Here is a 20,591-nt window from a genome sequence, read left to right on the forward strand (position 1 = left end):
GGCCGGGTCCGGCGAAAGCTGCAGGACGCTTTTGTCATGTTTGAGCCAATCCGGGATAAGCGATGCGCCGGCAACTATGCAGTTCAGGGCCACACCGACACGCGTTTTTCCAAATAGCCGCCGCCGATATCGGCGTGCACGCCCGGGAAGCATACCTGCTCGAAATACAGGTTGGCGTGGACGTCGCGTTCGCAGTTTGCGGCCGATTTACGAACAGCGCCTTCCCGGTGTAGGGCGAAGCCCCTGAACGTGAGGAAGACCCAGCCGAATGCGGCATCGCCGAGCAGGACGGAATTAACGAGCAGTTTGGTCAAGCAATGAGATCGCTCGGGCTTTGCGGCGCCGTCATTTCGAGCATCAGCAATCTGATCTCCGCAATTTTGCGCTTCTGATGACGTAGGCCCCGACCGGTAAGCCGCGCCTCGTCCTGCTATTGCTTACGTCGGCGGTAGAGCCGGCATCAAAGCTCAGCGGGTAAACCCTAGTCGTAACGCAAAGCAAGAAAATGAGGTCATAGGACGGGCTTCGCCCAAGGCCAGTTCTTGGCCCTGGCAGGGGTTTTCAGTTGTTATTAAGGCCCCAGTCGCCGCCTTTCTTCCCAATCCGCTACGTCGCGGGCTTTTCATGATCACAGCAGGCGTGGTGGTCGAGCATCGCGCTCTGCCGCCGCAAACCGATAATCCGTGTAACAAAAACCACGAAAGAAGTCGACAAACTGCAGAATTTAGGCGCTGATCCTGGATTTGTTGCATTAATCGATTTTCATTGAGGGCGACAATGTCGGCGCTGAACGAGATGCCTCACCATTTCGGCGGTCTGGAAGGCAACGGTATTGGCCACATCTAGTTTGGCTATTGCTGCACAGGAGCAGAACATGGCTAAGCATTTGTACCGTCTCCGTATGGGCTCGTATGTCGGGAACCTATTTCGGCGCAGCAAGCATGATTTACAGCAGAGGCTCTGGCTGCAATGTAACCTGATGCGGCTCGGGTGCGAGCTAGCGCGATCCCAGCATCAGCCCGGCGTTGAGCAAGCGGAAGCTACTAGTGCCATTTAAGCCGCTCACCAACTCGACTTCAACTCCAAGAAAGCTACCTAGAGGCCGGAACTAATAGAGCCCGACGCCTGGCAGCGCTTTGAGCGCGCCGTTGACGTGGCGAAAAGCCCGCCGCAACATCGGTCCGGGAAAGGCGTCGTAAAAAGAAAAAACCGAAGCCGTCCAAAAGATCATAGCCGAGACAGCCGTTAGTTGTATATGCTGCGCGAGAGGGGGCGCATGGCAAAAAAAGCGAAAAAGGCGAAGAAAGCGAAGAAAGCTGCAAAAAAAGCAGCAAGACACAAGTCTGCGGTTAAGCATCCTGACCCATGGCCGCCTCGGAAATCCAAGCGGTAGGGGGCGGCGCACAATGGGAAGCCCATGGAGAGCAGCGAACGAGCCGAGACGCCCGGAGCCGACGCCGCAACCTCAGCCGCAACGGGAGCAGCCAAGACCGGCTCCGAGGTGGGAGCCCGACAGACACATCGAGAAGCGGGAGGACCCCCGTCATCAGGAGCCGCATCCGGACCCATGGCCGCCTCGCCGCTAGAGCAAGCTACGATAAGCTGTCTTACGAATGCTCAGTATCACTCCTGCCGTGAGGCTTTTCTTGATACTGTGCATCGCTGGTTCATGTTTGCTGTTATAGCGCTCGGGACGGCCGCCCTTACTGATGTGTTGCCGAAGATGCTGCACGTTGCCAGCGTAACTATCGATGCGGCACTCCTTAAAGAGGTATTTGCCGCTGGTGCCGCGATTTTGGCGGCGCTCGACTTGACCTTCGATCTGTCTAATCGAGCGCGCTCCCACGCGATGATGAAGCGTCGGTACTATGAACTGCTTGCCAGTATGCGCGAGGGACGCAAAACAGCGGACGAAGCGCGTGTTTGCTTGGATGAATTCTCAGCTGATGAGGAGCCGCCTTACAGGATTTTGTTCCTGACGTGCTGGAATTCTGCGCAACAAAGCGTCTATGGAGAGAAGGCTTTGCGCTTTCAAGTCTCCATGACCGGGAATCTATTTAAAAACTGGTTTCGGCACCAGCGGCCACCTATCCAGTTGTTGGCGGCTAGTCCTTGCACTTCTCTCGTTTGGATCGCCATTTGGCATTAGCCGCGAGCATCTTCTTAATTCGTCGCGGCGTCTGCCTTGCGGTTAGCCGTCGTTAGACGCTTACCAGTGATGCCCTTCGCCATGAGTTCGGCGCGCTCATGATCGTTCACGCCAAGCCCGGCGCGGTTGCTATACCCGAAATCGAATTCTGCGAGATAGCGATGCAGATGCTTCTCGCTGCAGTGCTGATAGACGCCCTTCACGTCGCGTTTGAAGATGCTGTGGTAGCCCCCAACCGTATTGGTGAAGATCGCCTTGTCGCCCTCGCCGCGAACGTATTCGTCCTTTGAGTGCTTCACGGTGTCGTCCTGCAAGGCTCGGACTTCGGCAATGTACTTGTAGGCCGCCTTGAGGAAGTCCGCGATATTATCCTCGAGATGCTCTACTTGAGGACCTCCGAGTGATCGAGGATCGCTTGGGCAGTTCCAGCTGAGGCCGTAACGGGGGGCGCCGGTTCACGCTGACAGATGGACGTATTAACCCGCAGGCGCCGTCGCGATCGTGCAGGAACGTCGTGGCACCGGCCGCAAGGGCTGGTCCAAAGCGGCTCGTGCGGCCGTTTGTTTTGTAATGTCCAGAAGTATCCCAATCTCCAGGGAAACGAATTTTTCTGGCACTTAAGGGGCTGATAGCTGGCGCGGCCTCCTAGGCACACTGGGCCCGCGTTGCTCAAGGCCGCCTCAGGTGGGAGCCGTTCTCTTGATCTAGCTCAAGCGATGCCTCCCTCTGCAGCAGTCCATCAGGCCGCGCCTGCCGCGCCGCTGCCAAGGCATTCGTGGTCGACGATTTCAGGACGGATCAGCTTCGGGAGAGCCCCTAGTCGTCGGGCTTCAGAAGGGCAAATTCCACACGAAATAGAGAAGCGCAGCAATGGCCCCCCAGAAAAGTATGCCGCGGAAGATGAAAGCGAGCGCCATGTTAATCGCCGTCTCGCGCAAGCCGCTGTGCCATGGCGATTCCATCGATCGCGTCTGCCAGTCCTCCTAAGAAAACCCGATACCATGCATCATCATCGGGAAGTTCCCACTCTCGTAGGCTGCCGACGTAACGTGTCAGAGCAATAACGCCCGCGATCGTCGTTGGCGTTGAACGGATGAGCACATTCGCATGCTCCGCGAGAGCATGATTCCTTTGACTGCTGATTTCTTCGGCGGCATGAAACTCGGGCCCATCGAGCTTCGCCGATACGGACAAGGCCGCATCGTAATGCGCCGACAGCTCGCGATGACGCTCAATCACTAAGAAGGTTAGATCCCGATCGGCTGCAGCAGCCGACTGGGTGGAAATTTGCGATGACAATGTTGGCCCCGAGCAAGTAGCAGGCCTATGTTAGCATTGCGGCCATGATGATAATCAGCGTAGAGGGGCCTTCATCTGCGGTATTTCTGCTCGATCGGATTCGGCATTCAGACGAGGTCACCGGCTCCATTTGGAGATCGAGACGTTTCGGGGACAAGCGCGCGCCTTACTCGCGCCGAAAAGCGGCTCGGCTCCAGTTGTTCCCGGCGTAAAGCTGCATATTTTGCGCGTATCAAAGGTTGTTATCATGCATCAGCTACGCTTGGATACGCTTCCACATTCGAAAGGGGCGGGCGAAATATGAAGTTGATTGCAATAGTTGCCGGTCTGTTGCTGCTCGGCGTGATCGGACAAGCAAACGCACGCGGAGGACATGGGGGGCGCGTCAGCTACGGCGGCGGACATCACACGACCAGTCATGGCGGCAGCTATTTGGGCGGATCCGGCTCATCACACCGTGGCGGGACTTATCTCAATTCGCGAACTGGCAACCGTTACGGCACTCATCGATAACGAGCTCCGCGTGGTCGCCGATGTAAAGCCGATTGGTATTGTTGCCCAGCGTCGATGAGATCGCGGCCATGTTGCCCCAGTCCCGGCCCACGGCGTTGGCACCCGGAGCAGCGAGGCGGACACGACAACGCGCATGCCTGCAGCTTACGGAAGGGGCGGGCGCTTCGTCCCTCGTCTGTTCAACAAAGTGGCAGGAGTGTTGCGCGCAAGTGCTTCAGTATACGCCGGGAGCCGTACATTCTTGTCAGGGCGCCGCCACTCGACGAATGCGATCGCGGTCTATCCTCAATACTCGCGAGCCCGATCGAGGCCGCTCTTGAGGTGAGAAGAACGCTGAAACAGCTACCGGAAACAGGGCAGCGTTATCGGAGTTCGCGTGACCGAGACGAGCACATTGTTCACGTAATGCTCTGTCACAAGCTCTGCGCGAATGCTGCAAGAAGTCGCTCCCATGGCCGCCATGAATCCGCTTCGAGCCCGCGCTGGAGAAGCCTTGCGACTTTCAGCAATGAAGCGAGCGGCTGCACCGGGAGTGCCGAGCGCGTCGGACCGGGCGTTTTGCAAGGCTGCCACTAGCTCATTCAGATCTTTGCCCTTGATCTTGGTATCGCCGACCATTGACGGAACCATGTCACGAAGACCTTTATCAGCAATCTCGCCAGCGAGTAGTCCGGGAAGCGCCTTGCGGAGAGACTGCTGAAAGGAAGCGGTGGTGCGCCCGGCGAGCTCCTCGCACCGGAGCATCGCCGAGATGTAGCTGAGGCGGGTTCTCTCCGCCGAGTCGAGCCAGACCTGCTCGCAATTGTAAAGCAGGGTCATTCGATCGACAGGTCCGAGCTTCTCGATTGCTTCACGAATTTCGCCAAGCACCTCTGCCGCTGGCTTGCGCAACTCGTCGGGAAGACGACCGGTCGCCTGCCCCCAGACGGCTGCGAGACCGGCCCACCGAGGCTCGAACTGCTGGATCGATAACGCCTGCATGTCGTTCGGAATCTTGGATTGAGCGTCAGCCATGCTTTTCTCCATGGCATCGATCTTGGCGACGACCGCTTCAGTGCGCGCGCGGAGCTTGCTCCCAAACCCCTTGACTACAGCGGCGGCCACGTCGTCCGTGAATCCTGATACCGCTGCTGCGAGCTTGCTCGCGCCGGTCGCAAGCCGTGCGCTCTGCTTCTCGATGGCTCGTTCGATAGCGGTCTTTACTGATTCATTGAGGAAGGCTTCCACAAAGCCGGCCAGGAAACCTAGCGGCAGGCCGAGGTCCTCGTTGTTCTTCAGAACATCCATCACGGCGTCGACGCTTCCCTCGTAGGCGGCGCCAATTGCGCGTGATCCCGTGGAGGCGAGAAGTTCTTCTGGAACAGTTCGCTTTTCTGCCGAGGACGCCTTCAGCTCCTTTTCAATCGCTTCGGCCGTTTCGAGTGACCATTGCGGACGCGTTGCCTGCACATCCGGGAATGTTACGGCGACCGAGGTCGGTTTGAGGGGAAGAGCCTGGTCAAATGGCTGGATCCGCCCACGATAAGCGTACGCGACCGACTGGAGAGCGAGCGGTGTAGCGGTGGGAGCATCCGATTTCGCGGGCGCAACACGGCGCTCGCTCAGCGGCTGGGATGCCGGTTTCTCTTGCAGCTTCTCCAGAGGCGGAAGAGGCCTGACGATCGGCGGTTCGTCGACATTCAACGGTGACAAAGCGACCGAAGCGCTCGCCGGCGGAGGTCCTGGCGGACGTACAGGTGATGGTGTTGGTCCGTGGGGCCCGTCCAGCAGAGAGGGATATTGTCCTGGCAGATTGCCAAGCGCCTTTCGGAGCTTGTCGGCCAGGAGAACGATATGTGGCCATTGCTGGTCATCATCATCCTTCTTTTTCGTCTCGTAGGTCTTCACGAGACGAGGCATCAGCTCGGCGAGAAGGACGGCTTTCGTTTCCAGAAGGGCCTTTGCATATCGTTCATCAATCCGTTCGATGTGGTGCTCGATTGTCGCTATTCGTTGGGCGAGCAAGCCATCAGGACCTGCAACTATGCCGCCGAAGAAGGTAAGAGAGGTCAGCAGCGTCAGCCAGACGTAGGCGAAGCTTACCGACCGAAGATAGCCGCTGAAGACTCGAATTACGATCCGATGGCTGGCCCAGAAGGGCGCCACAAACAGAAAAATCAAGGCCAGATAAATAGAGAATTCCAGCGCCGGAGAGGGTTTCAGAAAGGTGGCCACAGTCCGCAAACGGGCCAGTTCCGTCTCCAATTCCCGGATGGTCCGGCTGGCTCCTTCGAGGTCGTCGGTGAGGGAGAGCCATATCTGAAGGCCGGAAAAGATAATGCCGGCGATAGCGAACGGCAGGAAGAAACGATTTAGGTTGCGCAATACTGCGCGCCAGAGTGAGCCTTCCCTGGTCTTCGCGGCAACGTACCTTGTCAGGAGAAACCCGAACACGCCGCTTGCGGCTATCGAATAAGTAATCATGCTTGTCTCCTTAATGGGCCTCGAAGGCACCCACCGGATCGAGCAGTAAAATGAATGGAGAAAACCTAGGGTCGTATCGATGCTAACGTCAATGCCCAAGATGGGGACTTTTGGGCTAGCTCGCGGGCGACCGGCGACCAGTCGTGAAATGGTCGATGGGCTTTCGTTGTAGCTCCTTTCTGGATAACGCGGTTGCGAAGGGAGCTTGCGGCGGCGCGCATTGGCGCACCTCCTGAACCAGCGGCTGGGCTTTCCAGCCGAGATCAAAGCCGTTCGCTACACCGAAATTGTCGACCCGGTAGATCGCCTCGGCCTTGCGGGTCGCATTGGCGGAGCTGTCGGCCTCGACGATGACCGTCCATTCTTCGTAGTCAGACTCCTTGACGACGAACCGGCGGAAGGTAGCGGCGTTCATCGCGCCGCCTCGTTCTTTGGCATCGGCCTTGGCGCTGCGCACCACCAGGCGCCCATTAAGCGGCAGGGCCGCCTTGAGCGAGATGTTGTAGCCCATTGGCGGGTAGGGCCACGAGTTCGACGTCCAGGCCGGTCAGAAACTTGTCCGTCTTTAACTGCGCGAACGGACTATTCCCCTGGTTCGATGTTTTCGGGAAAGCAGAACATGTTGCCACCCTTCGACATGCGGACCGTCCGAATCTTCCTGGCCCAGTCGCAAAACATCCTGGAAGAGGTGTCCGTGCACTGCTTTGAAGTGCGTGAAATCCAGATTGCCAGCGGGGAGTTCCTGGTCGGCTCTGACGTCGCTTGCTTCCGCCTCGAAAGTCATCATCGACTGCATCATACATGCCGGATTACGCCTTGCGGTAGGCCTTAATGATCACCTTCGGCCGCTCTTCGGGGGTGCGCGCCTTACTCTTCGCGACCGCGCTGCTGCCCTTCATCTTCGGCGAGTAGACTATGCCCTCGACGGAACTGATCTTTCTGAAGCGGGCGCTGCCGACTACAAAGCCCGAGGCCTTGCCTTTGTTGGGGGATGATTTCTTGGGTGCCATGGACTCATTGTATCACAGGTGATGCTGGCCCGCACGAGGTAGTAGCCATCGGTTGCTGTTCCAGATGCTCGAATTGGCTATATAGTCAGCCAAGATGGAGCGGCCATTTCTACTTTGGCGAGTTTTAGCCGCGGGTTGAATATTACATACAAATTTCGGGGGGCGATGCAGTTTAACGCCCCCGCGAAGTACAGTGAGCCCCACTCGTCGGTTCGTACGCTCACGCATATACGGCACCACATGACGCACAGCGCCCGAACGACATTGACAGCGCAGGCTGGGCTGGCGCCTGTCGAATTCTACGGCTCGCCCCCGTTGCGGAGCATCAACTGATTACTACCACAGGTGCGACTACCTACCTGAGAAGCGGGCAGCGTTACAGAAGCTTGAAGCTGATCTGAAAAAGCTGGTGACTAGCTAAGCATGCACTCATTAAGCCCCTGACCGACCGACGTCCAGTCAATGCCGGTCTCCGGGCGAGTGCGGACCTTCTCGGAGGGTCTCAGACAGAAATCATCGGACTCGCGGTGTGAAGGTGAGCCTTATTCAACAACCTCGTCGGCGCTGGCGAGCAATGTTGAATGTAGAGGTGAGACCAAGCGCTCTTGCGACCTTGAGATTGATCGGCAGCTTCAAGCGTGTGGGCTGTAGGCAATCGCCAGCCAGTATGAGGTGCAACTTGGAAGCCGGGTACCGGATTCGCTAAGCGATCGCTGTGGAAATTTAGTCCTCTCTGGGGAAAACGGATAATTAGCTTAGCAGCGTGTCCAACCGGGTACAGGCTCTTGCTCCCGGAAGTTCTACGCTCTGTCAAGACGGAACAACCACAGTGACCGAGGACGATGCGGGTACCAACACTGCGCACGGGGTATTGCAGCAACCGCTGATCCGCTCGCGAGGCGGCGCCTGCTGCAGCTAATTCGAGAAGAGCCAAATCCGCGGCATGAGTGTCGCTTCGGATGTCTCGCATGGGGGATCGGAGACTAGGATGAAGTTAGCTTCTGCGGCGGCGATACCATTTCGTTCGTGCGAACTCTGTCTACACTCGATGAAATTTTTGGGAGAGCACGCCAGGTGCCGGCTGTTCAGGTGTAACGAGTGCGCTCTCGTAAGCACTGAAGCTCTAGAGACACAGCCATTTCCGCAGACAGAATTTACGATGAAGAGACCGTCCATGTGGCGCTAGCAGACACCTGCACGGCTTCATGTGGCCGTGGAAGCCATCAGCTGTCGTTTCTGTTCGGCTACTCGTACTCGTTCGCCTCTTTCCTGCATTCGTGGGCCGAAGCTGATGCCAAGCTGCACCGAGACGAACGCGCCGTAATATCGCTGATCCAGACTGCCCAGGGGGCGCCCGCAGAGTGAGCGGGCTATGCTTCCGAACTCCCAGCGGCCCCGGCCCGGCGGTGCACTTGAAGGGAGCAGGTTAAGAGCCGGGGCCGCGTTCCGCTAAAGCGCGACGGGCAGTGTGCCCAAGCGCGCGGCTTGCATTAAAGCAGGTAAATGGAGGTTCGCTGCGCTGCAGAAGCCGAAGCTCACCTCCGAGCGGCATCTAATTGTCTTGGTATTCGGCACCCGGAGAAATGTATTATCCGTGTTCGATCCGCTGATGATTATTTTCAGAAGAGCATGTTCATGGCCCAGCGAGCAGTATCCCGTGAGGATGTCCAAAGCTTATTCGCCTTCTATGCATTTGTTGCCCGACAACACAACAAGCATGACGGCGCATCTCGGTGGCTGAAATTATTTACGTCGAGCCAAAACCTTGATGAACTTCTGAGCCAATGGTCAGACCGTGTTGACGCAGTCGGTTCCGGAAATGGTCGGTCGCGTTCTCGACCCGCTCGCTCGCGCGGTCGTGAACGGTGATGCAAATTATGACCATTCGAGCGCGTTTCTCCACGCGCGACTCAAAGCATTGGATGAACCCCAGCACTAAACTCCGCCGGCCAGCTTCAGCGGCGAACCAACTTAGCAGGACGGCTGCGCCGCCACTCGCAAGCGCAATGATGCGATCGCGAGTCAGCCGAGCAGTCGGGCTTGCCTAAAATGAAAACGACTCGGAGTGAACCTCTTCGCCACGGCGCGCACGCGGGCTTCGCATGTCTCCAACGCAATCTTCTGGGCGAGCATCACGTCTCCTATCGGCAGAGAGCCGACCGGCATGAAACACAATCCCTCTTGCTGATGATCGCGCTCGTCCACCACGCAAACGTTACCCGAAGTTCCGGCGTAGACCCTGTATTGGCTCCCACTCTCGTTTCCGATCACCTCGAAGTAACCTTTGCGAGCTAGCTGCTCGCGTTGCGCCTGCGAAAGCCACTCCCGCAAGAGCCGGAGCGAGCGGCCTTCCGGCGTGCTCTCGGCGCCGTGCTTGATGAAAAGGGCTCGTGTCGCTCTCATGCGGGAACGGCTGCCCATGGCCAACGATCGGAAGGCCAACACGGCTGGGCTCCCACTAACCTCCAACGAGCCTCGGAAGAAAGATGGTCTCTTCCGCATTCGGGTCGAATGATTTGACTTGTGATAGCTGGTCCGTTCCGGTACGGACCGCAGCGGTGAAGCCAACCTTCGTCAGCTCATTGAAGCGCTGTTCGGCCCTGGCCAATTCCTGTGCGTCGTGAAGATTGAAGAGGTGACGGCTGTCGCCGGTGCGGTCCATGACGATCTGGATTGCCATAATTGCTCTCCTCGAGTTGCGGGTTTTATCGGGGTGAACGCACGGATCTTCAGAAGACGAACTTCAATCAGAACTTTCCGGTGTTCTGCTGATACTCGACGGCGGTACGCCCGGATCGGGAGGTGGCGCTTGCTTGCGATCGGCGGCATCGCCGAGGCTCAAAGTGAGCTCGTGAACCGGCGCTGCTCGCCCCTTAGGTTCATACCGCTCTACCAGTTTCAGGAGGCGCCTTTTAACAAATGGGTCAGCCTGCTCTGCGAGTTCACGCAGTAACTTAGCGCGCTGTTCATTGAATTCGTGATCCAACATGTCTATCCCCTACACAACGCGCATGCGGCCATGCCTGTAAGAAGGCACTCAAAGCGGCTCATCACGTGAGCCAAACAATTTCGCGATCAAAAGGTCTGGATGCAGAAGATAGCGCCTGAGCGGATCAGTTGGCTACAAATTCGATCTCAGATTTGAAATAAACGGAAATCTAGTTGCCGAATGCGACTAACCAAAAGCTTCCAGGGCATCCTTTCGCCGAGATGCAACGGGTCTCCACCTTCGGCTCGGAACTTTGCATACCGGGCTGTTCACCCGCAGAGCTTAAATTATCGCAGATGCCGCCGGAGCTGAGGTCAGCCGGCCTGGTTTTTAGCCCCGGTGGCCGCTCGGAATCTCCGAGCGGCCCTTTCCTTATTCCTCGGTACGATCCGCGGGCCGCAATAACTTGAAGTACCGCGCTGCAAGGCGCGGCTAATCGGAACCCAATGGATAACAAGGGACTTAGTATGGAGAATCCCTTGATTGGGTGCTACCGATGGCGATCGAGGATTTCAGAGAAACAAGGCCGATCTTTCTTCCGGAGCAATTCTTTGTGGGGCAGATCGAAGGCTGGGCGGTGCTGGAAAGCCTCGTTGGCGGATTGCTGAAGCGCGCGACGATTGCGGCGCACGGCGAATTCGAGACAGATACCCAAACCGTGATCTTCACCGAGACGTACATATTCGATGATGGCCATTGCGACACGATGCACTGGACCATACGAAAAGGTAACGAAGGCAAGTACACCGGATTGGAAAACCGGCTGGAAGGTGAGGCTCTTGGAGAGCAAGCCGGCTGCGCCTTTCATTGGAAGTACACTCGCGACACGCCGCAACCAGGCGGTAAATCGATCAAATTGAATTTCGATCATTGGTTCTACGCAATAGATGATCGCGCCTGCATCGTGCGTGGGAGCGCCGGACGTGCGGGCATCCCGTTTGCGACGGCACACATTACCTATCGGAAGCTGTGATCCCAATGCGCGCGGATGTCGAGCGCTCTGGCGCAGCATCAAGATGAGATTGTAGGCACAGGAACCGATTCTTCGACAAGGTGCGCCAAGCTCTTCCATGCCAAAGCCACCTAAACCACGAGCTCGATTACTCATTACTGGAAACCATAATTGTTAAAACCAACAGGCGGTCGACTAAAATATGCAATCCAAGGTAGTAAGGTACAGCCGATTAAACTGCGGCGGTATCAACAGGGGACCTGCAAAGGTCCCGATACCGATGTCGCAGCGCACTCCTTTCGCTTGTCTTTCGGGTCAGTTTGGTTCTGAAAGTTCGCCCAGTTCGGCAAAGCTAGGCCTGCTATCCCGGCATTCACCTGCGCCCGGTTCTCTCGAGAGCTGGTAGTCCCATTCTGCCCTTTACTCGCGCAACGGCTGCCTAGACGGGCGCGCTCCTTCCCGCGAAGGCAGCCCCTTCGCGCTCTACGGCCTCTCTTTAGTCATGCCGGGCGCACCGGCAGTTAAGGGTTGGTTTAGCTCCCGGCACGATCATTGGCGACCGCAAGGGAGCCAAGCATGCAATTGCACCATGCGAATACCTTGGAAAGGATCACGATCGCCCCAGATCACGGCAGTGGCGAGCTCACGTGGCCTGCCACTCGCGATCAATCGGATTTCTCGACCTCCAATCGAGCTGAGATCTTGGCGCTATTGTCGCCGGGCCGGCCTCCAAAACTCACTATTTGTCTGGTCGCGGCGGCCGCATTGGGTGTGGGCTTTGCGTTGGGTTGGGCTGGCGCTTGGTACGGTCCTGCAGCTATCTCGGCTCTCGCCCCGACTGCTCAGGTAGAAACGGCTTCGCGCCGCATGCCGGACACAAGGGCACGCGGTAAAGCCGAAGGCGTCCGAAAGATTGCATCCGGTTCGCGAACAGCGCCTGCTTTGGGGCAGCCCTCCACATTCATCGCGAGCGTTGCTCCGAAGCCTGGGACCAAAGGGCCAAATGCGTCGCAATCGGCGGATGCTCTCGAAGTGGACATGTCTGTGACGGGCTCGCTCCAGCCTGCGGCGCCGCTCCTGTCGGTTCCCGAGACAAGACCAACGACCATGGCAGGTTGGGCAGTGCTGGACGTTCGCGGCGGAACAGCGGTGCTCGAAGGGCCCGATGGGATTCGAATGGCAGCACGGGGTGATGTGGTCCCCGGCGTCGGGCGAATCGACTCTATCGTGCGCTGGGGCGACCGCTGGATAGTTGCAACGGCTCGTGGATTGATCTCGACGCCCTAGTCGTGCACGCTGGCGACGCAATCAATTTTCATCGTCCATGCTCAGTCGAGCACGTTTCAGTTTCATATAAGGATGAAACCGTACAAATATACGTAAGACCACAGGCCGCTTGGTCGTCTTGAGAGACTAGCTTCTTGACGGCTCGTGCGAAAAAAATGCTGCCAGCCGGCTGCCGAAGTCAGGCTATTTATCCGCCGTGCAGAGCTGGTACTTGTCTTGTTGTTCATGCCTTTCCACGTTCATTCGCGCCATGTATTTGTCTTTGACCTCCTCCGAAGGACAAAGACACGGCGGCTTGCTGCCGTAGTGGATCTTCCAACACTCGCTTGCGGTCGCATCAATGAGCTCCCAAGCAATGACATTTTCTGTCTGCACGAGAACGCCAGGGCCAGGAATTGCTGTCGTCTTTTTTCCGTCTATCTTGCACGCAGGAGATAGAAAGACCTGAGCGGGATCAAGTTCGGTCGGGTAAACGCGGATAAATCCCTCGACGGTCGCATAATCCTTTACGATCGCTCGTACCATCGCCTTCGTATAGACCAGCGTGTTGTTCTCACGAGCATCGATAGGACGCACAGCCACACAGGTGAAGCTCTTCTTTAGTACGTATAACAGCGGGTGATCTTGAGTTGTTTTGGTAAGCGACACGAAAGGTATTTTGTTCACCGCCGTGATCACCCAATCATCATCGTAGGCAACCGACACGAAAATTCCGAGAACCAGCGCGACTACATATGCTAGCACTATCTCCGCCGTTGCGACTGCTTGCGCTGATTTCCGCTTCTTTGCGCGCCATTGCCGCATCGCGAGCGAGGCAATCCCAAAGGATGCGACGCTGATTGCAATCGAAATAAAGGCGTATGCAAGTTCACCGAACCGCAGATCGACCAAATAACTTGCGAGGCCCAGACCAATGAAGCCTGGCAGGAACGCGGCTACAAACTTGATAGCCTTCTTGGGATCATCGGAAATCATTGCCACTATTTGTTACAGCAGTCGTTGTTGCAAGAGCCGTCCTTGCACTTGCACGCGGAGCCATTACAGCCATCGTGAACGCCGCCACAATCGGGACACAGCTGGAATGAGCCATTGTCGTTCATGACGTACACGGCGAGCTTAGGCTGACGACATTCGCCGCCGGCCATAAAGTTGATTTGTCCAAGGACGGTATCGAACGAGTCGGCACGCATGCTCGCAGCAACTCGTTCATGAGCAGGATCATTCCGCGCGGCGCGTGCCAGGATTTGAAGGGCTGCGTAGCCATAGTAGGCATCCGCTCCCTTCATGTCCCTCAAGGAGTTGGGCAAGCTACGTGGCTCTCGAAGGCTGGGATCGTGCGGCGCGATGGCCGCCACTTTGATCTGGTTTCCGAGGCGGCCGATCTCCAGGAGGCTGATGCCACCGATGAGAAGGCTTTTTGATGGGAGTTCGTCCAAACGAATGTTACGAGTATCCCCGCCAAACATGAACACAATCGCCGGCGCGCCAGCCGTCCCATTCCAATTTTGCAACGGAAGCTGGCTGACTTGGGCTTCACGGCTGAGCGCTTCGGCGTAAAACTGGCTTTCAAAAATGTAGCTCGTACGACGATTTTGATTGTCTTTCGCATACCGAACGGCGAGCTTTGCAAGCTGCTCGGCGCTATCGCCGATATGGAACGAGTACTTTAGTCGCTGGTCCGAAAACGGCCCCTTAGATAGCCCGACCAAGACGGTTGGCGTCTGTTGCTGTTCGCTCACCCCGGAGACGGCCAGCATTACAGATGCGCCGCCTTTTGCAATCAGGAAGTTGACGCGATCGGCTTCAATAAGCTGGCGGGCCTTGTTGACCGCGATGTCCGGCTTGTTCTGATGATCATGGAAAATGACCTCCACCGGCCGGTTGGCTATTTGCCTCAGATCATTCTGAGCGGCGGATACTCCCGCCCGAAACTGCTGGCCTTCATTTGCCCCGAAACCGGTGAAGGTCGCCACTACACCGATACGAATTACTGGGACTTGCGCCTCGGCCGGAAGATCCATGACGAGTAAAGTTAGGACTACTGCAAAGATCGTTTTCCAGCGACCCATGTGAGCCTCCTATGGATGCAGTATGGCAAGTACTGTCCAGATCGTTCTGGACGAGCAATAAAACGCGCGAAATAACTCAATTCCAAACTTTACCTTTGGTAGCTTTGAGGAACAAGAGCGCGCCAACTGGGACATGTAGATTTATGATCGGCCGACTCGAACCCGCTCGGTAATCGCCGTTTCCCTGCGGAGCACTTGCCGCGATCTTGATCTTATCGGTGAAGTCAGTGAACAGAGATAACTCTGTGCCAATGGCATCACGGCATGTCTTGGCCGATAGCGATCCATTTTCGATAGAAGCAAATAGGCTCGTCTACGTGCGCTCGATCAAGCGATGCTTCTGCCCAGCCATTTATGGTGCCACAATAGGTAAAGGCATCATGATCAGGACAACTCCGCTCATACTCTCCTTCGCAAACTGAGAAATTAGTTGGTTGAGAAGAGGTTGGTGGTGTTTGAGCCGGAGCCGGCGAAACAACAAATGGGGCGATGATGCAGATTGAGGGGATAAGCTTTCCGAACATAACGTCTGGCTCCCTTTCTTAAAGACGCCGCGATCGCTGTTCACAAATCAGCGACGTGCCCGGATCTAAACGTAGAAACGACCGAGCAGGCGTGGGCGGAGCAGGCGTTAGGCCGGAAAAGCATCCGCCGCGTATTTCCCCGCCGTCATCGCAGGTGGCAACTTGGGGTTCGTACTGTGCCACGTCGGTGGCCATTGGTTCGGCCTGTGTCCCCACATGTTGAGCTGTCCCAGGGCGTCGAAAAGCCCAAGGTATTGATAGTAGCTGACGCCCGCGACATCCGTAGAAATCGGGCAGCCGAGCGTTACGATCCGGAGTTCGTGTGTTCGGTCCGGTGGAAGGGATCTGATTGCATTGCCGATCTGCAGGGCGCCCTTGCTGTGTCCCACCAGAAGCTTGAATGCCGCGTCACGATGAAGGAGGAGCGCGTGAAGAACGTCTGAGGAGCCGGAGCCGTGGCGAAAGACTGGCGCGCCGTGCAGGGTCTTCGCATCCGGCGTAGACGCGGGCAGTTGGCGGCCTATGCTCGCTGTCCTGGGCGCGGCATTGGCAAGAGCGTTCTGGATCAAGCTCTTTGCATGCAGATAGTCGTAAAGGCCGAAGCCGAACCAGCCCCCTAGCGCCTGCAGAATGACGTCAGCCATGCCGTATCCCGGGACGATGGCAAGCACAGGTTTTCCGAGTGCTATCGAGATGTCCCACGCCAGCGCGGCGCTGCCAAGGGCCGAACTACCGACCCCCGTGATTGTTACGATCTCGACAGCCCGCGTTTCCGGGTGAGGCGAAGTCAAGAAGACCTCCACATTGGTGTATCTGTGCACATAGGGTGCGGTATTAGCGTCGATGAGCAGAAGCGAGCCTTCAGGGTCACTGAGTGCATCGAGCTGGACGATCCGGGAGGGAGGTTTCTCCTCCCGAGCTCGCACGGACGCGTCTTTTTCGGCCAGCTGCGCGGCTAACGTCGCTACATCGTAAAAGACGATATCCAGCGCCGTGTTGAATAGGCGGCAGGCGCGGACGGCGGGTTCAATTAACTGTGGCGGCGGCTCAAACAGATTGAGAAAGGATCGCTCAGATTGGGGCGGCAGATTGTCTCCGATTGGCATGTGAAATTCTCCTCGAGGCTCAATTGAGCATGCCACACTTCTGTGATGGCGTTGGAAGCATGCAATGCGCGCGGCTCGACGGGACGGGGCGAGTGTGGGGAGCAAAGAGTGACAATGACGCCCCCGGTCCTTTTCTAAGTTCTTCAAGCGGCCGATTGCCTGGCCGCGTGCTAACGGTCGACGAGACGTTCCGCTCAGACTTTCTAGGGGGCGGTCTTCGGTGCGCCGTCAGACGACGACAACAATCGCGATCTCGTGCCGTTGCGGGATAGCTTGCCATGGATCTCCCCTTATCACCTCGATGCGGGCCTGCCCCGATCGAAGCGCACGAAACAAGATGTTGGTTGGCGGTCCGAGTGGGCTTAGCACCCGGCCATCGTCCGAGAGTACGCCGGTCGAGAAGACACCTAACAGCTCGATCGTCTCGCCTTCCAGAAGACGACCGCCGCTTGCTCCAAACATCAGTACGTCTCCCACCCGCACGTGCAGCACGGGTGGGAGGTCCTGGGAGGCCTGAATCTCGACGAGGCGCGGCAAAGCGTTACGGTACCAGTTCCTCGTCCACCTCCACATCTTCCGATGGCGACCATTCGTCGGCGAGGCCCATTTGAGCTTGGATCGACGGTGCACCCTCTGACGAAACCTTCGGGTAGATCTGTCCCGCGAAGGCATAGTCGGTGGCGTTGATGTCCGAACCTCCCCGGATCGGCTGACCGTCTTTGGTAATCGATCCCGGAAGTTGATAGCACATGATCGAATCTTGGTCCGGTGGGGTGGCCATTATCGAATCCTGGCTGAGCGGTGTCAGCACCTGTTGGTCCACCATCTCACGAGACCACCCCTGTGTGCGCAGGAAGAAGTCATAGGCCTTTTGTGGGTCTATGAGGTCAACCAGCTCCTCACGCATGTGTTCATGCGGGAAGCCGAGTGTGTGCCCAGCTTCATGACGCACGACGCGATGGAATTCGCTGTCCGCTGTGTTCATGGTGAAACCCTGGAGGTTCAACGTCGGCCGATTACTGGGAATGTGCAGGATGTCGGTCCCGAGATAAGACCAGTATCCTGCTTGATTTCGCGAGATGCGCACCTTACCCACACCACGGGTCTCCACGAACGAGATCCCTGCGGTTTGGTTCCAGGCATTCATGTGCTGAATGATCCGGCGGCGCAGATCACTTGGCCCGCCATCCAGGAAGCTGACCGTGAGCCGGCGCTGTTGCGGGCCCCAATACTTGCCAACCAAAACTGCAATCGCTGCTGGCGAGAGTACCAGGCCGCGTGCCACGGAGCCAATGGCACCGAAGTTAACTCGGTTCATGGGATTGATGGTCGTTGCAGTCTTTGCCGCTTTTTCGGCTAGACGGCCGGGCAGTTGCTTAATTGAACAATGCGCGTTTTTTCCACCCGCGTGGTTATGGGGGCGCCGCGCAGCTTCGCCGCCATTCGGCTTATCGTCCTCGTCCACATACCGTCCGGTATCCGACGCTGCCTGAGCCACCTCTGCGATTCTCATTAATGCTTGGCGGAGTTTCTGTTCGCTATCGCTCATGTCGTTCTCCTCTTGCTGGTTGCTGGACACCGACTGTTCCACCAAAGAGATGGCATATACCGGATCGCGACAGTTGGTGGCGGCTGCCGCGCTTCGTCCATCTCTTCGAACCGCCTTTACCGTCAAGATGGTCTGCTTGCGCTCGTATTCGGCGTTGATCCGTCACGGACTTTCGGATTGCATAGCGAACTCGGCCGTCCGGGCCGAGGATGACGGTTGAGCCGCCGATGACTTCAGTGAACGTTCCCGATATCTGCTTGCACCAACGCCGCTGGGTGATCTCGGCGACCGTATCGAAGGTGACCTGCCGGTCCGGGCCGATGCGGCGAACGGAGCGAATAGAACCAACAACTGCAGGATCGACGTGATCTCCGTTCAGTTGCACGTCGCCCGGTAAAGCGCAGCCGAACGAGCGTGCGTACCCTGGCCGCATGACGTAGGATCCGAGTGCTTCGGCTTGCCGGCGCAGTTCGGTCTCGTCGGCTGCTCGTCCCGGGTCGCCCGCGAAACGTAACCTCTTGAAGTGCAGGTCTTCGATCGGCTCCATTTCCTTGTCAGGTGGTCGCCATAGCAGAGTGTCCTCCGCGAGATCGGGCACGTCATCCGGGTAGATACGCCGACGGGCGAAGGAATCGATGATGGCCTCGCGATAGCCGAAGGGGTCGTCCTGAACGAGATCGAAATCCGCAGTGATAACTGCTCGCAGATACTCGCCAAAACACAGGTCGAACGGCGGGCAGTAGTCGATGGCACGTATGCAAACCGAAAGGAACTGTGATGCCAGTGTGCTTGCTTGGTCGGCGAGGATTTCGCAAAGCTCCGAACCTGGAGCCTCACCGGGAGTTAGACGTGCCAGGCGAATGAATCGCTTTGTCTTCCGGCGAAGTATCGTCGCGAATGCTTCGAAAATGGCCGTTACTAGAAGCGAGCCACGCTCGTGCGGTTCGTCGCCAGCTTGATCATATCGTCGGACGCTGCGCTCCTCGTCTTGTCCAAGCCCCGCTGCATCGATGGCCGATCGCAACGGCCCGCCCGAACCCGTGGTATGTCCGAATTGGTTAGCGAGTGACAGAAGCAGCGCATCGGTCTCGAGTTTGCCGCCTGACCTCTCAATTGCGGCACGAACGACATCCGAATACGAGAAGTGCATGAGCATCGCCACGAGGTCGGCAAAACCCTCGTGAAAGGCCGCGACATCCGGGTGGGTCGGCAGCCGAAAGCGCGGCCGAAGACCGTCCAGCAACGCATGGGTCATCTCATGCACGATGATGTCGTGTGAGAGACTCGTGAACACCCGACCTCCGGGTCGATTTCGTCCCTGAACGCTACCATCGGCAGTGTAGTAGCCAAACTTGAGTTCCCCTGCTGATGAATCGTAATAGGCATTGCGGCCGCAGAAGGCCTGTGGCCGAATTCTGAGCTTTGCATAAGCTTGACCAGGACGAGAGTGAAAGCCCCAGCACGGATCGCGTCCGAGCGCGCGTCTGAAGACATCGTACGTGGCCGCGCAGACCGCGTAGACCATCTGCTGCCGGAACATAGGGTCGGACGGCGAGGGGGGCCGTCCATTTTCTATCAGGATGCGAGGATCATCCAACTCGACCGGCTTGTTGAGCCGCCCCGTCGTCTCGTCCCAATCGACCACCTCCAGGATGCTGCCCGCGGGCCCCGAGCGCAATCGCTCGAATGGGACATTTAACACGGCCACAGCGCCATCCTGCCGACTCGCCGCTGGATCAAGCGTGTAGATCCTGAGCGGCCGATGGATCGGGTCCTGATGCGTTCGTTGATACGGTTGCAAAGAGGCGGTAGCTAGAAAGACCGGGTCCACTACAAAATAGTTGGCCGATGCAGTCAGCTCACGCTGTACCTTGCCGATCTTCGGGAAAGGTACACTCGATGCCCTTTCAGGCTTCACGTAAGGAAGGGGCGGGTGCGCCTGAATATCCATAAAACGACTCCCCAGCACAATTCAGCCAGCAGAGCGCGATCCTTTTGGCGTAGATTTCACCCGGGTCACCGAAACACTTTTTGTACGAATGGGCGACCCAAGTTTATCGACATCCCACGTCAAAAGCGGCACGCAGATATTGCAACGTCCTTGGCCGCCGGTGTGTGAGCTGGTTCACTCTACAAGCTTGAAAAAGCCACCCGGCATTTAGCAGCCTAACTTAGTTCAATTCTTGCCAAGAATGGCGGGTCCGCCAATGTGCCCGCGAAGAGTATTGCTAAAGGTAAAGTAATTCGCGCAGTCGACGCTTGCCGCGGCCACAGTTGTCGCGTTGCCTGCTCCGGTCGAAGGTCATGTATACTGCCCGACGACAGATTCCGTAGTTTAGTCCAAATCTCAACCGTCAGGTAGTTTTTGTCTCTGGGACAACTTGTCGCGCAACCGCCGGCGCACTCATGAGACTCTCGCGGCTTCGAATCTAGAAGGTTCGATGCTGATGGCATCTTGTCTCGCGGCAGGGCCGTTTGGCACCGGGCATTGGCTTTCGGGAATTCGCATCGCGCGGACGGTGGTTCGAACATTAGCCGACCCCTTCAAGCACACCGCGATCTTCTTGGATCTTATTAGACATTTCATCGTTCGGTGATGATGCGGCAGTCGATGGACTCGCGCACCACGCGACCTGCGCATAATCGGCCCTGGAGCTCTAAAACTATGTCCCGCATCTCTC

Annotated in this window: 16 protein-coding genes and 1 pseudogene; 2 read left to right on the top strand and 15 right to left on the bottom strand. The window is 57.3% G+C overall.

The features are described from left to right. Positions 1 to 83: 83 nt before the first annotated feature. Positions 84 to 314, bottom strand: coding sequence for a DUF2235 domain-containing protein (locus I6F09_RS25400; protein WP_225141947.1), 231 nt, complete (start codon positions 312 to 314; stop codon positions 84 to 86). Positions 315 to 1,567: 1,253 nt separating this feature from the next. On the opposite strand from I6F09_RS25400, the gene I6F09_RS25405 reads away from it, so the two are divergent. Beyond that, positions 1,568 to 2,149, top strand: coding sequence for a hypothetical protein (locus tag I6F09_RS25405; RefSeq protein WP_225189319.1), 582 nt, complete (start codon positions 1,568 to 1,570; stop codon positions 2,147 to 2,149). A gap of 14 nt (positions 2,150 to 2,163) precedes the next feature. On the opposite strand, the pseudogene I6F09_RS25410 reads toward I6F09_RS25405, so the two are convergent. The 8 genes and pseudogenes from I6F09_RS25410 to I6F09_RS25445 form a co-directional block, all read right to left on the bottom strand. Then, a pseudogene (locus I6F09_RS25410) lies at positions 2,164 to 2,454 on the bottom strand (transposase); the annotation flags it as partial. A 613-nt stretch (positions 2,455 to 3,067) separates the two neighbouring features. Continuing rightward, the gene (locus I6F09_RS25415; RefSeq protein WP_225189320.1) at positions 3,068 to 3,448 is read right to left on the bottom strand and encodes a hypothetical protein; all 381 of its coding nucleotides are present in this window, start codon (positions 3,446 to 3,448) and stop codon (positions 3,068 to 3,070) included. A gap of 855 nt (positions 3,449 to 4,303) precedes the next feature. Further along, entirely contained in the window at positions 4,304 to 6,424 is a 2,121-nt protein-coding gene (locus I6F09_RS25420) for a hypothetical protein (protein ID WP_225189321.1), read from the bottom strand. A 115-nt stretch (positions 6,425 to 6,539) separates the two neighbouring features. Beyond that, positions 6,540 to 6,935 (bottom strand): hypothetical protein, encoded by a 396-nt coding sequence (locus tag I6F09_RS25425; RefSeq protein WP_225141956.1) that lies wholly within the window; start codon positions 6,933 to 6,935, stop codon positions 6,540 to 6,542. 298 nt (positions 6,936 to 7,233) lie between these two features. Further along, positions 7,234 to 7,434 carry a hypothetical protein gene (locus tag I6F09_RS25430; protein WP_225141958.1) on the bottom strand — a complete coding sequence of 67 codons (201 nt, stop codon included), beginning with the start codon at positions 7,432 to 7,434 and terminating at the stop codon, positions 7,234 to 7,236. 2,022 nt (positions 7,435 to 9,456) lie between these two features. Then, the gene (locus tag I6F09_RS25435) at positions 9,457 to 9,855 is read right to left on the bottom strand and encodes a hypothetical protein (protein WP_225189322.1); all 399 of its coding nucleotides are present in this window, start codon (positions 9,853 to 9,855) and stop codon (positions 9,457 to 9,459) included. Between the two features lie 37 nt (positions 9,856 to 9,892). Further along, positions 9,893 to 10,114: a hypothetical protein gene (locus tag I6F09_RS25440; protein ID WP_225189323.1), complete on the bottom strand. Its 222-nt coding sequence runs from the start codon at positions 10,112 to 10,114 to the stop codon at positions 9,893 to 9,895. Positions 10,115 to 10,177: 63 nt separating this feature from the next. Further along, positions 10,178 to 10,423 (bottom strand): hypothetical protein, encoded by a 246-nt coding sequence (locus I6F09_RS25445; RefSeq protein ID WP_225189324.1) that lies wholly within the window; start codon positions 10,421 to 10,423, stop codon positions 10,178 to 10,180. Positions 10,424 to 10,919: 496 nt separating this feature from the next. On the opposite strand from I6F09_RS25445, the gene I6F09_RS25450 reads away from it, so the two are divergent. Next, entirely contained in the window at positions 10,920 to 11,396 is a 477-nt protein-coding gene (locus I6F09_RS25450) for a DUF3833 family protein (RefSeq protein ID WP_225189325.1), read from the top strand. Between the two features lie 1,449 nt (positions 11,397 to 12,845). On the opposite strand, the gene I6F09_RS25455 is transcribed toward I6F09_RS25450, so the two are convergent. The 6 genes from I6F09_RS25455 to I6F09_RS25480 form a co-directional block, all read right to left on the bottom strand. Then, positions 12,846 to 13,637, bottom strand: a complete 792-nt coding sequence (locus I6F09_RS25455; RefSeq protein ID WP_225189326.1) for a hypothetical protein — start codon at positions 13,635 to 13,637, stop codon at positions 12,846 to 12,848. A gap of 5 nt (positions 13,638 to 13,642) precedes the next feature. After that, positions 13,643 to 14,731, bottom strand: a complete 1,089-nt coding sequence (locus tag I6F09_RS25460; RefSeq protein WP_225189327.1) for an ABC transporter substrate-binding protein — start codon at positions 14,729 to 14,731, stop codon at positions 13,643 to 13,645. Between the two features lie 631 nt (positions 14,732 to 15,362). Continuing rightward, positions 15,363 to 16,361: a hypothetical protein gene (locus I6F09_RS25465; RefSeq protein ID WP_225189328.1), complete on the bottom strand. Its 999-nt coding sequence runs from the start codon at positions 16,359 to 16,361 to the stop codon at positions 15,363 to 15,365. 228 nt (positions 16,362 to 16,589) lie between these two features. Beyond that, positions 16,590 to 16,823: a hypothetical protein gene (locus I6F09_RS25470; protein WP_225189329.1), complete on the bottom strand. Its 234-nt coding sequence runs from the start codon at positions 16,821 to 16,823 to the stop codon at positions 16,590 to 16,592. Between the two features lie 79 nt (positions 16,824 to 16,902). Further along, positions 16,903 to 17,910: a M12 family metallopeptidase gene (locus I6F09_RS25475; protein ID WP_225145521.1), complete on the bottom strand. Its 1,008-nt coding sequence runs from the start codon at positions 17,908 to 17,910 to the stop codon at positions 16,903 to 16,905. Beyond that, positions 17,900 to 19,861, bottom strand: coding sequence for a hypothetical protein (locus I6F09_RS25480; protein ID WP_225189330.1), 1,962 nt, complete (start codon positions 19,859 to 19,861; stop codon positions 17,900 to 17,902). The genes I6F09_RS25475 and I6F09_RS25480 overlap by 11 nt, the downstream gene beginning before the upstream one ends. Positions 19,862 to 20,591 lie beyond the last annotated feature (730 nt).

It is taken from the genome of Bradyrhizobium sp. IC3195 (assembly GCF_020193585.1).
Classification (GTDB): Bacteria; Pseudomonadota; Alphaproteobacteria; order Rhizobiales; family Xanthobacteraceae; genus Bradyrhizobium; species Bradyrhizobium yuanmingense.